The sequence below is a fragment of the Hyphomonas sp. UBA4505 genome (genome assembly GCF_002388685.1).
Lineage (GTDB): Bacteria > Pseudomonadota > Alphaproteobacteria > Caulobacterales > Hyphomonadaceae > Hyphomonas.
Map to the genome: position 1 here is coordinate 39,132 of NZ_DGMZ01000002.1, position 16,524 is coordinate 55,655.

Below are 16,524 nucleotides of genomic sequence, written 5' to 3' on the forward strand. Positions count from 1 at the left end.
CATGGCAAGACTGATCATCGTCCGGCACGGAAACACGTTCGACAAGGGCGACACGGTCACCCGTGTCGGCGGACGCACAGACCTTCCCTTGTCCGCATCCGGACTGGCACAGGCTGACGCGCTCGCTAATCATTTCGCGGACACCCGATTTGTCGCCGCTTTCTGCTCTCCGCTGATGCGTACACGGCAGACCGCACGGGCCATGATCGGCATGCACACCGGCGCGCCTGCGCTTATCGTCCTGCCTTTCCTGACCGAAGTCGATTACGGCCCGGACGAAAACCAGCCGGAAGACAAGGTCGTGGCACGGATTGGCGAAGCAGCGCTCGAAGCCTGGGAGCGTGATGCCACGCCGCCGGAGGGCTGGCGCGTGGATGCGGACGCGCTCCGCGAGGGCTGGCGCAGCCTGCTGGAGCGCGCCGCCGGCCTGAACGCGGAAGACACGGCACTGATCGTCACCTCAAACGGCATCGCACGCTTCCTGCCAGATGTCGTGGATGTTCAGCCAGACGATCTCGACCGCAAGCTGAAGACCGGGGCCTGGGGCGTTGTCGAAATAGACGGCGCCACGTCGTGCATCACCAGCTGGAACCTGCGTCCCTAGGCGACGTCCCGCGCATTGGTCTCATCGACGAATTCGCGTGCGCCGGAGATCGGCAAGGTAAACGCCACCGTCGTGCCCTCCCCTTCGATGGAGGACAGGATCATCCGCCCCCCATGCATTTCGGCAAAGGATTTCGTCAGTGCAAGGCCAAGCCCTGTGCCTTCGTAATTGCGGTCCTTGGTGCCGGAGACTTGCTCGAACGGCGTCGCGAGGCGCGGCAGGTCTTCAGCCGGGATACCAATACCGGTATCGGTCACGCCGACATAGATTTCCGGTCCGCGCTGCTCGACCGCGACCGTGATCTTGCCGCCAGCATCGGTGAACTTGATCGCATTCGATACGAGGTTCAGCACCATTTGGCGGATCGCCCGATGGTCGGCATCGATCTCAGGTATATTGGGCTGGGCATCCAGCACCATCTCGATTTCCTTGTCCTCTGCCTTGCGACGGATCATGCGCACAGCCGCGTCGACCGGGTCCACAGGATCAATGGGCTGCGGGTCGATTGTCATCTTGCCCGCCTCGATCTTCGCCATGTCGAGAATATCGTTGATCATGTCCAGCAAGTGTTGGCCCGAAGTCAGGATGTCCTGCGCATAGCCCTTGTAACGCTCGTCCCCCATCGGGCCGTAAAGTTCATTCGACAGGATTTCGGAAAAACCATTGATCGCATTCAACGGCGTGCGCAACTCATGGCTCATATTCGCCAGGAAGGCTGATTTCGTGTGTGCCGCATGTTCGGCCTTGGCCTTCTCCTCGGAATATTTCCGAGACAGTTCACGCTCGCGCCCTTCAGACCGTTCAAGGTCCAGGGCGGTCTTGTGCATCTTGGCTTTCTGCTTCCTCAGCTCTTCCTCATTGCGGACATTCTCTGTGACATCCACGCCAACCGAGATCAGGCCCCCATCAAGCGTGGGGCGCTCCACCAGTTTGATCCAGCGCTCGGTGTTGAGCTCCAGCAAGGTCGTCTGCGGATCTTCCAAAGAGGGGTGTTCTGAACGCAAGGCCCCAGCCCGTGCAATGTTCACGGTGTGATGCGCCATGCCCGGCCGCAAGGTTTCCTCGAGCTGGAGGTCGGAGGCAAAGGCCCGGTTCCAATAGAGCAGACGCTTGCGATTGTCCCACAGGGCGAAAGGACCATTGAAGCCTTCGATAGCCGTACGCAGTCGGCGTTCGGCCGCCTTGATCCGGTCCTCGGCCTGCTTGCGCTCGGTAATATCCAGCAGTACGCCGCCATAGACATTCGCCCCGGTCTCGGCATGAGGCGTCACACTGCCACGCAATTCCATCCAGCGGGCCGGTTGGAAACTGGTCACGAAACTGGTCTGCACCCAGCCGTCCTTGTAGCCTTTGCGAAAGGCGTCCTGAACCCGCTTCTGATGCTCAGGGTGTACCTGCGGCAGCATTTCATCAATCGTGATCTCGCCATCGCCCAGCATGCCCATCAACTCGGATGCCGCATCGCTGAGATAAACCGCGCTGGAATCGTCTGACCACTCCCAATAGCCTGCACGCACACCCAGCATGACCGGGCTCATGAACCGGTCGGATTCGATCTCCTGCGCGCGTTCAACGAACGTGACTTCAGGCTCTCGCGAGAGCTGGTTCATCAGTCCGAGAATGACCAGCATGGGCGCTGCCAGCAGCAGACCAAAAATCAGGAGCCGTATAAAATCGTCCAGCGTGAACAGCGGCGTGGCCTGACTGGTGCACACCTGCAAAGCACTGCCGCCGACCGGCGCGCACCCTGTCGCGGCGCGGTCGAGCAAGCCGAGGGCACGAAACTTCGTGGCAGGTAACATGCCCGCTGTGCCGGGAAGGATCGTCCCGGCACTGAGATGCTTGTCGGTGACGAAAATGCCGGTACCTGCCCGGCTTGCCGGCAACCATGTGCCCGCCGGGGCAAGCGCCAAGATGATTTCGCCATCCGGGGCCGTGGTAGCCACGACAATGTCACCCTGCCCCGACAGACCGATCCGATGCCCTCCGGCCAGCATGGCTTCTACAACCGGCACAGCCGCCAGCAGACGGCTGCCCTCAGGTGCCAGGCGGGCCTCCTGCAGAGAAACGACCACATCGACACCTGGCGTAGCGGAGGCGACTGCCGAGCGGGACGCGCCTGCATCGGCAATCAGCCGCATCGCCATTTCAGCTGTGCCTGCATGACCGGATAGCCGCGCTGCGATGGTCGAAGAATTGGCTTCAAGCGCACCCAGAAGCGTGGAGTCGGCCGTCTGGCGCTCTTCCCAGGCCTTCAGGCCAAGTGCGCCTGCCAGCAACAGGATAATCGCAATGATCGTCCATTTCAGCCGCCGGTCATCGCGACTGGGGACTCCCGCAGCGACAGTATCCGTTTGCGGAGGGATAACCGACTTGGACAAGGTGCTTCCTGTGCCGATTCCTTAGAAAAACAAGGGCTCAGCTTTGGTTTTCTATCGTAATCCTTGCCCAATTCTTAACAAAGGTACAGATTTCGTTAACCCAGAAAACGGGTTCCGCCGCCTAGCTCAGCGCGCGGGACACGATATCTGCAGAATTCTTTGACAAATCAGCAGCTTGCAGACGGCGGAGGCAGGCTTCTGCCTCTGCCTTCGCCTTCGGCTCCAGAATGCGCCACTGTTCAAACGCAGTCAGCAGACGGGCACCGAGCGCAGGGTTCACCTTGTCGGCCTTAAGTATAATGCCTTCGATGACTTCATATCCAGAGCCGTCCGGCGCGTGAAACCCGGACAGATTCTGCATTGCAAAAGCCGCCGCGACCGAGCGGACGCGATTGGGGTTGCCCATGTCGAAATCCGGATGCGCCGCCAGTTTTGAAACGGTTGCGGCATCACCGGTACCCGCCTGTACGCCAAACCATTTGTCCATGACCAGCGGGTTGGATTTCCACGTCCTCTCGAAATCGGCCAGTGCAGTCTCCCGCGCCGCGCCTTCCAGCCCTGCCAGGCCGCGCAACGCAGCGAGCTTCTCGGTCATGTTGGTGGCGGCGTTATAGAGACCCAGAAGGCGCTCACCCGCTTCGTCGTGGCCTGATGCTGCCAACAGGTTGATCAATGCCGTGCGCAGGGCGCGTTCACCCGCCTGCTCTGCACCCGGATCATAGGGTTCCGGGGAAGACTTGGCGAGAATGTCATCCACAAAATCGGAGAGCTTGCTGTAGAGGGCTGCCTGCAGTTTCTTGCGCGCGGTGTTCAACGCCACAGGGTCAGCCGGCTGCCGTTCTTGGAACAGTTCACCCACATCCGGCAGGCGTGTCAGGAGCGACGCGAAGGCCGGGTCGTCCACCGCGCCGCGAATAGCCACAGCCATCGCTTCGACAAGCGCATCATCCGGCTCTGCCTGCGATCCTTCGGACAGGGCCAGAATTTCTTGCTTGGCGAGGTTCTGCACACTGTCCCATTGATTGAACGGGTCCGTTTCCAGTCGGATCATCGCGAGTTGGTCATCGCGGCTGAGCGCTCGCTTGATGCGTACCGGCGCGGTAAAGTCGCGATTGATCGACACCAGAGGGCGTTCAGATCCTTCCGGCAGGTCGAAGGTCATGGTCAGTTCTTCATCTTCCAGAAGCGTGATCCATTCAGCCATGTTGCCTTCATCGTCGATCAACGCCATTTCCATCGGGATCAGCATCGGCTTCTTGGCTGGTTGGCCGGGTGTTGCTGGCGTCTTCTGTTTCAGCGTGACAGCAATCTCGCGCGTTTCCGGATTCCAGCTTTCTTCCATCGTGATTTCTGGCGTTCCAGCTTGCGAATACCAGAGTCGGAACTGAGCGAAGTCCTGCTCGCTGACTTCTTCGAAACAGGCATAAAAATCCTCGATGGTGACAGCCTGTCCATCATGACGGTCGAAATAGAGGTCCATGCCTTTGCGATAGGTTTCCTCACCGAGCATCCGGCGCAGCATGCCAATTATCTCCGCGCCCTTTTCATAGACCGTGGCCGTGTAGAGATTATCGATGGCCCCATAGGTGGTCGGGCGCACCGGGTGCGCCAATGGGCCGGCATCCTCGGCAAACTGGCGTGCGCGCAAGCGGATGACGTCCTTTATCCGCTGCACTGGGCGCGAGCGCATGTCGGCAGAAAAATTCTGATCACGGAAAACCGTCAGGCCTTCCTTGAGGCACAACTGGAACCAGTCTCGACACGTGATCCGGTTGCCAGTCCAGTTGTGGAAATATTCATGGGCGACGATGCTTTCGATGGCCTCGAAATCTGCGTCGGTCGCGGTGTCTTCGTCAGCCAGCACATAGGCCGAGTTGAAGATGTTCAGACCTTTGTTCTCCATGGCGCCGAAATTGAAGTCGCGCACAGCCACGATATTGAACACGCCGAGATCATACTCCCGGCCATAGGTCTCCTCATCCCATTTCATTGAGCGTTTGAGGCTGTCCATGGCCCAGGCCGCACGATCCGCATCGCCCTTGTCGACATGAATTGCCAGATCGATGGTCTTGCCGCTCATGGTGGTGAACTGATCAGAGTAGACATCATAATCGCCAGCGCAGAGCGCAAAGAGATAGGCCGGCTTCTTGTGCGGATCATCCCATACCGCAAAGTGACGACCATCATCCACATCGCCTGCCTCGCCCGGCGTACCGTTCGACAGCAGGATGGGATAGGTCGCCTTGTCGGCCGTCATGCGCACGGTGAAGCGGCTCATCACATCCGGACGGTCGGGATAAAACGTAATGCGACGGAATCCGATGGCTTCGCACTGGGTGCAGAAACGGTCGCCTGACATATAGAGACCCGACAGCGCAGTGTTCTTTGAGGGCGCGATCTCGACTTCGGTAACCAGCGTAAACGCGTCTGGCACCTCTGCCAGCGTCAGTCCGGTCTCCGTCAGCTGGTAAGCATCATCCGGCACTGCAACGCCATCAATTGCGATCGACTTCAACTCCAGCGCTTCGCCGTCAAGCTCCAGGGGCGCGTTCGCGTCACCTGTCCGGCGGACCTTCAGATCGGCGCGCACCCGCGTCGCATCCGGATGAAGGTCAAACCTCAGATCCACCTGCTCGATTTCGAAGGGATAGGACGAATAATCCGACAATTGAACGGCAATGGGGGCTTCAGTGCGCATGTTTTCTCCGGCAAACAGGATTTCAGTCTTTCAGTTAGGGAGTCTGGCTGGCAACGTCGAGGGCTAGCGCCCATGCGTCTGCAGATATCAACCCGAATGGCGAGGCCTGATGCGCGCACTTCTGTCTCATCCCCTCATCCGCAGTCTGGCGGGTCTTGCCGCAATCGGACTGGCGATCATTATCGCAGTCTATTCCCTTGTCCCGGTCAGTGAGGCCCCTGCTCCTCAATTGTCGGACAAGATCAAGCACGTTGCAGCCTACGCCGCCCTTGCCGCGCCGCTCTCGGTGGCGTTCGGGGTGGGCCCACGCCCGGCTGCTTTGGCGTTCAGCATATCAGCCTTGTTCGGTATCGGGCTTGAGATTGCGCAAATGCTTGGCGAGGCCGGACGCGAGGGGTCCTGCCTTGACGTTGCGGCCAATCTGGGCGGCGCGCTGGTCGGAGTTCTTGTTGTCGGGGTACTTGGTCGACAGGGGCGGCTATTCAGCCGCGACCGTCGCTGAATCTGCCTCAGCCGCGTCATCCAGCTGATAGACAAAGCGCAGGATCGATGCGCAACGCTGGGCGACCTGCTTGAGTTCGGACGGGCAGTCATCCGGTTTTTCCTGACAGAAGTCCGCGATCTGACGTACGGTCTGCAACAAGTCCGGCGTGCAGGCGATCATGCGGGCCTGATGCTCGATACGTTGCGGGTCGCGATCATATTCGCCGCCCGTGACGCGCCAACCGCCCTGGTCATCTTCATCCGTCACAACAACGGGATAGGTCCCGACATCACTGATGCCGAGGCCACCAATACTGGCCCGCCATTTCGCGCGGCGGCGAGCGATATGCCAGTGCTCCAGCAGGGAATCATCGTCATCCGGGCGCAGGACATGCGAATCCCTCGCCAAGCTCTCTTCAGCCGCCAGTTCATGAGACTGGAAACTGCGTCCCAATCCGCACTCATAGGTCACGCGGAGCGGTTCATCCACGTCCTTGACCCAATGCGGCACGACTTTTTCGATCAGCGCCCACGTTCCGACGGGCTTCACGAAGACGCGCTGCGATTTGTGAAATAACGCCTTGGCCATCAGTTGCTCCCGAATTCAGACGTGATTTTTGCCATCTGGGCCTTTCAACGCAGTGAAACCGATCGATGAAATTTGACCTACCGGCACGATTTCCCACCAAAAGTGGATTTTCGCGTTTCCGTTGGGTGACGGGTTTCCGCGCACGTAAACCGCGCTATTTTGCTCATCATTGAAGAAAAAGAGTGGCCCGACCGGCCACAAAGGGGAGCGCAAGCGACATGAACTTCGACTTTTCCGAAGACCAGAAATTTCTCGGCAATGAGGCCCGCAAATTCCTCGAAGCCGAATGCCCCATGACGGCCGTCCGTCTGGTGTTGAATGACGACGATGTCAGCCACAATGAAACTGTCTGGAACAAGGTAGTGGAAATGGGCTGGCTCGGCACGGCCATCCCGGAAGAGCATGGCGGCCTCGGCTTGGGCCTGCTCGAAGTGTGCGTGCTGGCAGAAGAAATGGGCCGCGTCCTCGCTCCGGTTCCGTGGGCCTCTACCGTCTACTTCTTCACCGAAGCGCTGAAGCTGGCTGGCTCGAATGAGCAACAGGCCGAAATCCTCCCGCGTATCGTCAGCGGTGATGTAGTGGGCTGCTACGCCGCCAGCGAAGGCCCTGGAAATCCAGCAGCGGATACGCTGAAAACGACCTTCGACGGCTCCACGCTTTCGGGCACCAAGGTCCCGGTCACCGATGGCGATATCGCAACGCACGCCATTGTGCTGGCCAAGGAAGGCTCCGGCGCGAGCTTGGTCCTGGTCGACCTGACCGGCGAAGGCGTGACCCGCAAGACGCTCCAGACACTGGACCCAACCCGCAGCCATGCCGAGATCGTCTTCGACAAGGCACCGGCCACGCGTCTTGGAAACGCGGGCGACGGCGAAATGCTGAATGACCAGGTCCTGGATCATGCGGCTGTCCTGCTCGCCTTCGAACAGCTGGGCGGCGCCTCCCGCGCCCTCGAAATGGCAACCGACTATGCCAAGGAACGCTACGCCTTTGGACGCCCCATTGGTGGCAATCAGGCGATCAAACACAAGCTCGCTGAAATGTATGTGAAGAACGAGGTTGCTCGCTCGAACTGCTTCTACGGCGCATGGGCCGTCTCGACGGGTGCCGCCGAACTGCCGGAAGCCGCCGCCGCGGCGCGCATTGCAGCATGCGAAGCCTTCTGGTTCGCGTCCAAGGAAAACATCCAGACCCATGGCGGCATGGGCTTTACATGGGAGGTGGACTGCCACCTCTTCTATCGCCGCGCCAAGCTGCTGGCCGTTCAGGCCGGAGCGCCCAAAGTGTGGAAAGAAAAACTCGTCCGCACCCTTGAAAACAAGAATGCCGCCTAAGGAGGAATGACTCATGGACTTCAATGACACCAAAGAAGAAGCCGAATTCCGCGCCGAAGCTCGCGCTTTCCTCGGCAAGCACCTCGAGCCCAAGGGCGACAAGCCGCTGCGCCAGCGCGTGGATGGCAGCGAATTCATGAAACTTGCCAAGCAATGGCAGAAGACAAAATCCGAAGGCGGTTATGCCCAGATCACCTGGCCGAAAGAGATCGGCGGGCGCGGCGGCACGCCGATGCAGCAGGTCATCTGGAACCAGGAAGAAGGCAAGTTCGACGCTCCGACCGGCCCCTTCACCATCGGCCTCGGGATGTGCATCCCGACCGTCATCGCGTTCGGCTCCGACGAGCACAAGAAGCGCTATGTCGGCAAGGCAATGAAGGGCGAGGAAATCTGGTGCCAGCTCTTTTCCGAGCCTTCCGCCGGGTCTGACGTTGCGGGCCTGAAGACCCGCGCCGTCAAGGATGGCGACGAATGGGTCATCAACGGCCAGAAGGTCTGGACCTCCGGCGCACACTATTCCGATTACGGCATCCTGCTGACCCGGACCGACCCGAGCGTGCCGAAGCACAAGGGCCTGACCATGTTCATCGTGGACATGAAACAGGCTGGCGTCGAAGTGCGCCCGATCCACCAGGCATCTGGTGGTCGCGAGTTTAACGAAGTCTACTTCACGGATGTCCGCATCAAGGATTCCGACCGTCTCGGCGAAGTCGGTCAGGGCTGGAAAGTGGCCATCGTCACACTGATGAACGAGCGCCTTGCCGTGGGCGGTTCCCCTGGCCCGGACTGGGCGGAGATCATGGCCTATGCCAAGGAAGCCGGCACCATGTCTGATCAGGCTTTCCGCGAGAAACTGGCCGACTGGTATGTTGCCGCGCAAGGCTACAAGCTGACCAAGTTCCGCACGCAGACGGCCCTGTCACGCGGCCAGACACCGGGACCGGAAAACTCGATCGGCAAGATCATCACCGCCAACCACCTTCAGGACATTTGTAACTCGGCCATCGAGATGCAGGACCATTACGGCATCCTGACGGATTCAGATCGCATGCCAGCCGATGCCATCTTCCAGCAAAGCTTCATGTGGGCCCCCGGCCTGCGCATTGCAGGCGGCACGGATGAGATCCTGAAAAACATCATCGCCGAACGCGTTCTGGGCCTGCCCCAGGATGTCCGCGTGGACAAGGACATTGCGTTCGACCAGATGAAAAGCGGCTAGATCAAGCCTCAGGCTTGTCTGCGTGAGCGTTGATGTACTGGCTGACGAAGGCCGCCACATCGTTCACGCAGGCCCGGCCTGCTTCGCCCAGCGCCTTGGCGCGGTCTGCATTTGACCCGCCATTGGCACTGGCAGAATTTGACACCACGATCTGGTCCAGCACATCTCGCGATCCACCGTCCATGAGCGTCGCGCGCACGCGGCACCGCCCGGTCGTACCGGACAAGGTGAAATCCGTTACCTGCCAGGAAAGCTCATAGGGCGCTGAAGCTCCCGTCTCGGGCGCAATCGCCTTGCCTGCGCCCTGCCCCTGCAACGCGTCCAGCATCGCCATCTGCATCAGGCGTGTCGACGAATCCGTCCATTCCACATTCGGCACCAAACGTAGCGCACCACTGGAGTCTTCCGCCGCAATCGCCCGACCGGCTACGAGGCGTGACGCATCCGGCTCACGAATGAGAACAGACGCATCCAAATCGTAGGTTGTTTCCATCGGCGCAAAGCGATAGAGGCCCTGTGGCACCTTTGGCTCTGGCAAGACAGACACACATGCTGCGAGGCTACAGGCCGCAAGGCCAGTCATAAGAACACGGATCATCTAGCGGCTCTCCTCATATGGGGCCGGGTCACCGACCACGAAGCCCTGGGGGTTTTGTTCCAATTCACGCGCGACCCGGTCGAGGCGGTTGATCAACAGGCGCAAATCCCGGCTGGCAAGACGCGCGTCGACCAGCGCGCCTGTGGCCGGGCCTTCGATGGCGTCTGTCGCCGCAAGTACCGCGAGATTGCTCTGCTCCACCGTCTTGTTCGCACTGGCAGCCACTTCGCGAATTTCGGCGACCAACGCATTGGCCTGCGAGCCGAACTCGGTCATCTGGCTGTCTGCATTCGTCCCGAAAGATTCCAGCGACGCAGAGGCCGCTTCAAAGCGCGCGCTCGCCGCCGACACATCTTTCAGCGTTTGGGTCGCTTGCGCCATCGTGCCATCGGAGGCGGCGAGTTGCCCGCTGAGTGTTTCGATGTTGCGGATCGTGGCTGACAGGGACTCAATGTTCTCATCCGTGAGGATCAGGTTCACCCGCTCAATGGTCCGGTTGGCCTTGCCGAGCACTTCGGCGCCACCGGCAAAAATTTCGTCGAGTTGTGTCCGCTCGGCCTTGATGACGGGCACGGGCTGACCCGGCCGCGCGCGCAGAGGTGCTGCCTTGGGTGAGCCTGCCGTGATCTGAACAAATGTGATGCCCGTAATGCCGGCCAGCTGGATAGAGGCCGTAGAATCCACTTTCACAGGGGTTTCCGCGTCCACACGTATCCGGGCCCGCACTTTGGACTGATCCCCCCGGTCGATCCGCACCCAGGAGACCTCACCCACCTTGATGCCGATATAGCGCACCGAAGCCCCCTGCTCCAGCGAGACCGGTCCCTCGAAGACAATATCATAGGCTTCAAAGTCCTGCCGGAACTGGGACTGGCCCAGCCACAACGTGAATACCGCCACGGCCATCGTGGCGATCAGGACGAATGCTCCGATCAGGGCGTAATTCGCTCGCGTTTCCATCGTCTCCGGGTCCTCTTCTAGTGTCCCGTCGCGGCCCGCCCACGCGGACCTCCGAAATATTCCTGGACCCACGGATGATCGAAGGCCCGTAATTCATCAATTGTGCCGACTGCCAGCACGCGTTTCTCGCCCAACACGGCAATCCGGTCACAAGTTGCCTGCAGCGTATCCACATCATGCGTCACAAGGAAGACCGTCAGGCCCAATGCGCGTTGCAGCTGTCGGATCAGCGCATCGAAATTGGCTGCTGTGATCGGGTCGAGCCCGGCGGTAGGTTCATCCAGAAACAGGAGTTCCGGGTCGAGTGCCAAGGCCCGCGCAAGGGCCGCGCGCTTGCGCATGCCACCTGACAGATCGGACGGGAACTTTGGGCCGGCATCCCCATGCAGGCCCGCCATCAGAATTTTCATGTCCGCCAGTTCGCGGCATAGCTGCGGCGAGAGGTCGGTGTGCTCCTTCATGGGCACCATGACATTCTCGCGCACGGTGAGGTTCGAGAACAGTGCGCCGTCCTGGAACATGACGCCCCAGCTGCGCTCCACGGCGGCGCGCTCGTCCGGGTCGAGTGTCTCCAATCGCTTGCCGAACACTTCAATACTGCCCGCCGAAGGTTCCTTCAGGCCAGTGATCGCGCGCAAAAGCACAGACTTGCCACAACCCGATGGGCCGATGACGCCGATGATCTCGCCGCGACGAATATCAAGATCAAGATGCTCATGTACGACATGAGACCCATAGGCGGTCTTCAGGTCACGCACGCGGATGATGATATCGTCGGTCAAATGCCCATCTCCATGTAGAAGATGGCGAACAGGGCATCGATCACGATTATCGAGAAGATGGCCTGCACAACCGATGTGGTTGTCTTGCTGCCAAGCGACTGGACGCTGCCACCCACATTCAGGCCCTGACGGCAGGCAATAAGCGCCACCACGAACCCAAACACCGGAGCCTTGGACATGCCAACCCAGAACTGGTCCAATGGCACGTTCGACTGAAGACGGTCAAGGAAGAGTGCCGGATTGATGTCCAGTGCCAGCCAGCCAACGATGACGCCGCCTGCAGTGCCTGCAAGCGTGCCTACAAAGGCGAGTACCGGCGTGGCCACAACCATTGCAATGATACGCGGCGCTACCAGCACGTCCATCGGCTTCAGGCCGAGTGTCTGCATGGCGTCGATTTCCTGGCGCATCTTCATCGTGCCGATTTGCGCCGTGAACGAGGAATTGGTCCGCCCCGCCAGAACGATGCCGGTCATGATGACCCCAAGCTCGCGCAGCATGGCAAAACCGATCAGCTCGACCACAAAGATTTCAGAGCCCAGGTCGCGCAGGGTTGTCGCGCCAATGAAGGCCACCACCATACCGACAAAGAAAGAGAGAAACGCGATGATTGGCATCGCATCGAGACCAGCCTCTTCAAGCACAGAGACAATAGAGGTCCAGCGCAACTTCCAGGGCGTCAGGACAAGTCGAAATGTCGTCACCAGCGTCTCACCGAGAAAGGCCAGCGTGTCCTTGGCTTCGCCCAGCATGTTCATGAAACCGCGGCCGGTCCGCTCAAGCATATCGACCAGTCCGCCGTGTGGCGGCCGCTTGGGCTCTTCCACATCGGTCACGGCATGCACCTGGCCGATCAGGTTTTCGGCGTTGGAATGGTTGCCCTCGATTCGGGCAGGCGCTTCTGACAATTGTCGCAGCGTGCGGTCAATGACAAAGGCGCCGGCGGTGTCGAGCTTGCCGAGCGCCGCAGCGTCCAACACGAGCGCGCCCTCATGGGCCTCCAAATCGCGCAAACCGTCGTCCACGGCTTGAACCGTGCGCACGGTCCAGTCCCCCGAGACACGGAGGACGGTCTGTTCGCCGCTGGTTTCCAGCGCGAATTCGGGGATGCTAGGGTTCGCCATTCAATTGCTTTTCTACCTGACCACCCTATCCAAACATGCTTAAGACCTGAAAAGCATGATTGTTCAAATTTCACCTATTGGGACCATACATGGGCCAGCGAACACTTGAAATTACTGATGTTTCTTCACCCCTGAAGACGGCGTTTACCATTTCACGCGGCGCCAAGACCAGCGCGGATACAATTCGGGTCACCATCCGCGAGGGCGAGGCGGTCGGACAGGGTGAATGCGTGCCCTACCCGCGCTATGGCGAAACCCAGACCGGGGTACATGCAGCGATCGAAGCCCGTCGGGCTCAGATCGAAGGCAGTCTCAGCCGGGAGGCCTTGCAGACCGCCATGCCCGCTGGCGCTGCCCGGTGCGCCGTCGACTGCGCCTTGTGGGATCTGGAAGCCAAACTGACCGGCACACCTGTGTGGAAACTGGCGGGCCTTCCCGAACCCAAGCCGATCGAGACTGCGGTTACGGTCAGCCTCGACACGGCGGACGCAATGGCCGAGGCCGCGCGCTCAACGCCCAGCCGTTTGCTGAAGCTGAAACTGGGCGGACCGGAAGACCTTGAACGGATCGAAGCAGTTCATGCGGCCCGTCCCGATGCCCGCTTGATCGTGGATGGCAATGAAGGTCTGCTGCCAGAACAATTCCCTGCCATCGTAAAGCGTGCCGCAGACCTGGGCGTGGTCCTGATCGAACAACCCTTTCCGGCTGGCAAAGACGAGGCCTTGCTAAGGAGGCCCGGCGCAGTATCCGTATGCGCAGACGAAAGCGCCCATACGAGCGCCGAGATCCAGGAACTCGCCCGCCGCTACGATGCGGTCAACGTGAAGCTCGACAAGACCGGCGGGCTTACAGAAGCTATTCGCACGGTCCGCGCCGCACGCGAAAGCGGACTTGGTGTCCTGCTCGGATGCATGGTGGGCGGATCATTGTCGATGGCGCCCGCCGTTCTACTGGCCGGCCTCGCTGACGCGGCAGACCTGGACGGCCCGCTCTGGCTCGCCGAAGACATCGCGCATGGCCTGACCTATTCGGACGGCATGGTCAGCCCTCCAACATCAGCGCTCTGGGGCTAGGCCGCCCCGTCGAGAATATCCCTGAAACCGCTGGGGGCGTGAGGCCCCATGAACAATTGTTCGAAGGCGCCGATGCCTTCGGATGACAAGCCGCTCGGCCCTTCATGCCGTGCGCGGGCGATGGCCTGGATGTGGAGATTTTCAGGCTGTTGCCAAGACATCTTCTCAGGCTCGTAATCCTCGCGGAGAACCGACAACTGGTCACCATGATAGGAGCCATGCTTGCGCTCAGGATGGCCATAGCCGATGCCCTTCATCAGGAAGGTTCCGAACGGCTCGAAACTCACCGTATGCGGATTTCCCTGTCCGTCCTCGAGATGCAGCTTGGCCGACTTCATCCGCCGTGTGCCCGGCGTGTAATTGATGTCCATGTGCGGCTTGTCGAGATGGAGCAATTCGCCCTGTCCGGCGCCATCCATCGCCAGCACGGCGCGGGTGTTCCATGCCTCACCCGCCTCATCATGGTTCACATGATAGAACATTGAGAGGTTGGGGAAATTCGTCGGCGTCCAGATCCAGTAGAATTGCGGCGGCAATGGCGGGATCAGCGGCTGGGTATCCTGCGCGCCGATCGGGCGCACACCCCAGCTGCGGTCACGCGTGCCCGTCCAGCTGTCTGGCGACACAGTGATTTCCTGTCCATCAAGGCGCAACTTGCCGGACCATCGTCCATTCTGCGTCATTCGGGTGACGTCCATCAGCATGCGCGGCCCCTGCCGACGTGTGAAGCGAGGTTCTTCGATCGGAAAGGCCCTGCCCTCGAACTCCACATCCAGCGCGATGCCTTCGGTCTCTTCAACTTTCAATCGGATACGCTTCAGTGGCTCAACCACTTCGACCGAGAAGCCCCCGACATATGTGTTCATCCGCTCCATATTGAGGGGACGGGAGAAGAAAACCGAATGCTGCTTGCCACCGCGCAGGATCGAGACCGCCGCGTCGATAATGTTCAGATGCGGATAAATGCCCATCGCCGCCGCGAAGAAGGTCTCGCCATCGGCGGAATAGCCATTGAAAAAGAACCGGTCATAGAAATTCCGGTCTGAGCCGGAAAAGGCGATGGGCTCTGGCGTCTGGTGAATCGGGTATTCGTCTCCGGCGGTCAGCATGTCATTTCCTTCCTTCGCGTTACCTCTTGGCGGGCAACGTCCCGCAAGTAGGGTGAACGACAGAGACACGCGGTTCAAGACGTGACGCCAAGGGAGGCTCCATTTAGATGACCAAGATGACGGCGGAAGAAGCCAACACATTTCTCAAAGGGGCATTCGAGACCCAGGACAATCGCAGCGAAGTGGTTTCGATGGAAGACGGTCGCGCTGTGATGCGACTTGTTGCCGACTCCTCACACCTTCGCCCTGGTGGCTATATTTCCGGACCCACTCAAATGGCTCTGGTCGACTCCGCAGCCTACATGGCGGTGATGACGAAGACAGGACATGAGCCGATGACGGTGACCAGCAATCTCAGCATCAATTTCCTGCGTCCCTGTATCGGAGACGTCGTGGTCGCCGATGCGCGCATCATGAAGATCGGACAGGCACTGGCGGTCATGGATGTCGATGTGCGGATCGAGGGCGCTGAAAAGCCCTCCAGCCATGCCGTCGTCACCTATGCCATCCCGCGCCAGCCGAGTGGCATGGCATGAACCGGTTGGGCATCTTCGCGGCCCTCACGGGCTTTCTTGCCGTCGCCTTGGGCGCATTTGGCGCCCATGCGCTGGACGGCCAGCTGACCCCTGAAGGGCTCGACTGGTGGCACACCGCCACGCTCTATGCCCTGCCCCACGCGGCCGCGGCGCTCGCCATCTCGCTCCATGCGAAGACGGGCCTTGTGCGCAAAGCCGGCTGGGCGTTCGTATTCGGGACGATTGTGTTCGCCGGCTCGCTCTATGCGATGGCGCTCGGCGCGCCGCGCTGGTTCGGTGCGATCACCCCGATCGGCGGCATATCATATCTGGTGGGATGGGCGTGCTGCGCGTTGGGCGCGCGGAAAGCCTAGCTCGTCGACCGGCTCAGCGAGGCGTACTTGTCGGCCAGACCATCAGCCGTCTCACGCGCATCATCAATCGTATCGGCGAAGGATTTGAGCTCACGGTCAACCGGCGCCACATCCATGTCCATGTCAGGGCGTGAAGTCACTTCACCCATGGCACCCTGGAAATTGCGATAGGCCATCTGCGCGCGAACCAGTGCCCGCTCATAGCTCATCACGTCAGCGCGGCTGGCGGTATCTTCCTTGCCGGACTGCAGCACATCGCGGGCTTCGCGGCTGACATCTGCCAGACCGGTGCGGGCGGCCTGTGCGTCCGTCACGATGCGGGCAAGCACAAGTGAGGGGGCATCAGACTTTGCTCCGATGCGGGACGCATAGTCCCGGCTATCGTCACTATCGGATTTTCCGTTGATCAGCGTGGACGCAAATGCGGCAAGGCCGCCTGTCGCTTCGATCCAGCCATTCTTCACAGCGTCCGCACAATAGTCGGCTGATACTTTGCGCAAGGCAGATTGGGACTGCGTAAGGCTGGTTTCCACCGACGCCTCACCGGGTACCATCGAGACGGTTGCGCACCCCGCCAAAAGGCATAGGGATGCACCCAGAACTATACTACGCATTTGACAGCCACCTACACACCTGATTGGGACCACACCTGTAATAATGTTTACGGACGCAATTGGACCA

The 16,524-nt window shown here is 60.2% G+C and carries 16 protein-coding genes; 7 read left to right on the forward strand and 9 right to left on the reverse strand.

The window, feature by feature from the left end:
- Position 1: 1 nt before the first annotated feature.
- Complete coding sequence (locus B3527_RS00885; RefSeq protein ID WP_290478678.1) at positions 2 to 604, forward strand: histidine phosphatase family protein; 603 nt, start codon at positions 2 to 4, stop codon at positions 602 to 604.
- On the opposite strand, the gene B3527_RS00890 is transcribed toward B3527_RS00885, so the two are convergent.
- Together B3527_RS00890 and pepN are read right to left on the reverse strand one after the other, a co-directional pair.
- Complete coding sequence (locus tag B3527_RS00890; protein ID WP_290478677.1) at positions 601 to 2,985, reverse strand: ATP-binding protein; 2,385 nt, start codon at positions 2,983 to 2,985, stop codon at positions 601 to 603. The genes B3527_RS00885 and B3527_RS00890 overlap by 4 nt on opposite strands.
- Positions 2,986 to 3,106: 121 nt before the next feature.
- A complete protein-coding gene (gene pepN / locus B3527_RS00895) occupies positions 3,107 to 5,683 on the reverse strand; it encodes an aminopeptidase N (RefSeq protein WP_290478676.1) in 2,577 nt (858 codons plus the stop codon).
- Positions 5,684 to 5,792: 109 nt separating this feature from the next.
- Between pepN and B3527_RS00900 the strand changes: the two genes are divergently transcribed.
- A complete protein-coding gene (locus B3527_RS00900; RefSeq protein ID WP_290478675.1) occupies positions 5,793 to 6,185 on the forward strand; it encodes a VanZ family protein in 393 nt (130 codons plus the stop codon).
- Here the strand turns inward: B3527_RS00900 and B3527_RS00905 are convergent.
- On the reverse strand, positions 6,162 to 6,755 hold the full coding sequence (locus B3527_RS00905; protein WP_206992309.1) for a hypothetical protein: 594 nt from the start codon (positions 6,753 to 6,755) through the stop codon (positions 6,162 to 6,164). The genes B3527_RS00900 and B3527_RS00905 overlap by 24 nt on opposite strands.
- Before the next feature lie 218 nt (positions 6,756 to 6,973).
- On the opposite strand from B3527_RS00905, the gene B3527_RS00910 reads away from it, so the two are divergent.
- Positions 6,974 to 8,089, forward strand: a complete 1,116-nt coding sequence (locus tag B3527_RS00910) for an acyl-CoA dehydrogenase family protein (protein WP_290478674.1) — start codon at positions 6,974 to 6,976, stop codon at positions 8,087 to 8,089.
- Positions 8,090 to 8,102: 13 nt separating this feature from the next.
- Positions 8,103 to 9,308 (forward strand): acyl-CoA dehydrogenase family protein, encoded by a 1,206-nt coding sequence (locus B3527_RS00915; protein ID WP_034815938.1) that lies wholly within the window; start codon positions 8,103 to 8,105, stop codon positions 9,306 to 9,308.
- 1 nt (position 9,309) lies between these two features.
- Here B3527_RS00915 and B3527_RS00920 read toward each other — a convergent pair whose 3' ends face one another.
- Genes B3527_RS00920 through B3527_RS00935 form a run of 4 tightly spaced genes read right to left on the reverse strand, consistent with a single transcriptional unit; the run spans position 9,310 to position 12,772 of the window.
- Positions 9,310 to 9,906, reverse strand: coding sequence for an ABC-type transport auxiliary lipoprotein family protein (locus B3527_RS00920; RefSeq protein ID WP_290478673.1), 597 nt, complete (start codon positions 9,904 to 9,906; stop codon positions 9,310 to 9,312).
- The gene (locus tag B3527_RS00925; RefSeq protein WP_206992306.1) at positions 9,907 to 10,866 is read right to left on the reverse strand and encodes an MlaD family protein; all 960 of its coding nucleotides are present in this window, start codon (positions 10,864 to 10,866) and stop codon (positions 9,907 to 9,909) included.
- Positions 10,867 to 10,883: 17 nt separating this feature from the next.
- Complete coding sequence (locus B3527_RS00930) at positions 10,884 to 11,648, reverse strand: ABC transporter ATP-binding protein (RefSeq protein ID WP_290478672.1); 765 nt, start codon at positions 11,646 to 11,648, stop codon at positions 10,884 to 10,886.
- Positions 11,645 to 12,772, reverse strand: a complete 1,128-nt coding sequence (locus tag B3527_RS00935; protein ID WP_290478671.1) for an ABC transporter permease — start codon at positions 12,770 to 12,772, stop codon at positions 11,645 to 11,647. The genes B3527_RS00930 and B3527_RS00935 overlap by 4 nt, the downstream gene beginning before the upstream one ends.
- Before the next feature lie 89 nt (positions 12,773 to 12,861).
- On the opposite strand from B3527_RS00935, the gene dgcA reads away from it, so the two are divergent.
- The gene (gene dgcA, locus B3527_RS00940; protein WP_290482134.1) at positions 12,862 to 13,845 is read left to right on the forward strand and encodes an N-acetyl-D-Glu racemase DgcA; all 984 of its coding nucleotides are present in this window, start codon (positions 12,862 to 12,864) and stop codon (positions 13,843 to 13,845) included.
- Here dgcA and B3527_RS00945 read toward each other — a convergent pair.
- Positions 13,842 to 14,954, reverse strand: coding sequence for a hypothetical protein (locus B3527_RS00945; RefSeq protein WP_206992302.1), 1,113 nt, complete (start codon positions 14,952 to 14,954; stop codon positions 13,842 to 13,844). The two genes, dgcA and B3527_RS00945, sit on opposite strands and share 4 nt — an antisense overlap.
- A 107-nt stretch (positions 14,955 to 15,061) precedes the next feature.
- Here B3527_RS00945 and B3527_RS00950 point away from each other — a divergent pair, with 107 nt between their 5' ends.
- Together B3527_RS00950 and B3527_RS00955 are read left to right on the forward strand one after the other, a co-directional pair.
- Positions 15,062 to 15,490, forward strand: coding sequence for a PaaI family thioesterase (locus B3527_RS00950; RefSeq protein WP_034815921.1), 429 nt, complete (start codon positions 15,062 to 15,064; stop codon positions 15,488 to 15,490).
- Positions 15,487 to 15,843, forward strand: a complete 357-nt coding sequence (locus B3527_RS00955) for a DUF423 domain-containing protein (RefSeq protein ID WP_206992301.1) — start codon at positions 15,487 to 15,489, stop codon at positions 15,841 to 15,843. The genes B3527_RS00950 and B3527_RS00955 overlap by 4 nt, the downstream gene beginning before the upstream one ends.
- On the opposite strand, the gene B3527_RS00960 is transcribed toward B3527_RS00955, so the two are convergent.
- Positions 15,840 to 16,457, reverse strand: a complete 618-nt coding sequence (locus B3527_RS00960) for a hypothetical protein (RefSeq protein ID WP_290478669.1) — start codon at positions 16,455 to 16,457, stop codon at positions 15,840 to 15,842. The genes B3527_RS00955 and B3527_RS00960 overlap by 4 nt on opposite strands.
- Positions 16,458 to 16,524: the final 67 nt, after the last annotated feature.

Excerpts from the sequence above, each read along its gene's own strand:
- B3527_RS00885 (WP_290478678.1), top strand. The coding sequence starts at position 2 with ATGGCAAGACTGATCATCGTCCGGCACGGAAACACGTTCGACAAGGGC.
- pepN (WP_290478676.1), bottom strand. The coding sequence starts at position 5,683 with ATGCGCACTGAAGCCCCCATTGCCGTTCAATTGTCGGATTATTCGTCC.
- B3527_RS00900 (WP_290478675.1), top strand. The coding sequence starts at position 5,793 with ATGCGCGCACTTCTGTCTCATCCCCTCATCCGCAGTCTGGCGGGTCTT.
- B3527_RS00905 (WP_206992309.1), bottom strand. The coding sequence starts at position 6,755 with ATGGCCAAGGCGTTATTTCACAAATCGCAGCGCGTCTTCGTGAAGCCC.
- B3527_RS00910 (WP_290478674.1), top strand. The coding sequence starts at position 6,974 with ATGAACTTCGACTTTTCCGAAGACCAGAAATTTCTCGGCAATGAGGCC.
- B3527_RS00915 (WP_034815938.1), top strand. The coding sequence starts at position 8,103 with ATGGACTTCAATGACACCAAAGAAGAAGCCGAATTCCGCGCCGAAGCT.
- B3527_RS00920 (WP_290478673.1), bottom strand. The coding sequence starts at position 9,906 with ATGATCCGTGTTCTTATGACTGGCCTTGCGGCCTGTAGCCTCGCAGCA.
- B3527_RS00925 (WP_206992306.1), bottom strand. The coding sequence starts at position 10,866 with ATGGAAACGCGAGCGAATTACGCCCTGATCGGAGCATTCGTCCTGATC.
- B3527_RS00935 (WP_290478671.1), bottom strand. The coding sequence starts at position 12,772 with ATGGCGAACCCTAGCATCCCCGAATTCGCGCTGGAAACCAGCGGCGAA.
- dgcA (WP_290482134.1), top strand. The coding sequence starts at position 12,862 with ATGGGCCAGCGAACACTTGAAATTACTGATGTTTCTTCACCCCTGAAG.
- B3527_RS00945 (WP_206992302.1), bottom strand. The coding sequence starts at position 14,954 with ATGCTGACCGCCGGAGACGAATACCCGATTCACCAGACGCCAGAGCCC.
- B3527_RS00950 (WP_034815921.1), top strand. The coding sequence starts at position 15,062 with ATGACCAAGATGACGGCGGAAGAAGCCAACACATTTCTCAAAGGGGCA.
- B3527_RS00955 (WP_206992301.1), top strand. The coding sequence starts at position 15,487 with ATGAACCGGTTGGGCATCTTCGCGGCCCTCACGGGCTTTCTTGCCGTC.
- B3527_RS00960 (WP_290478669.1), bottom strand. The coding sequence starts at position 16,457 with ATGCGTAGTATAGTTCTGGGTGCATCCCTATGCCTTTTGGCGGGGTGC.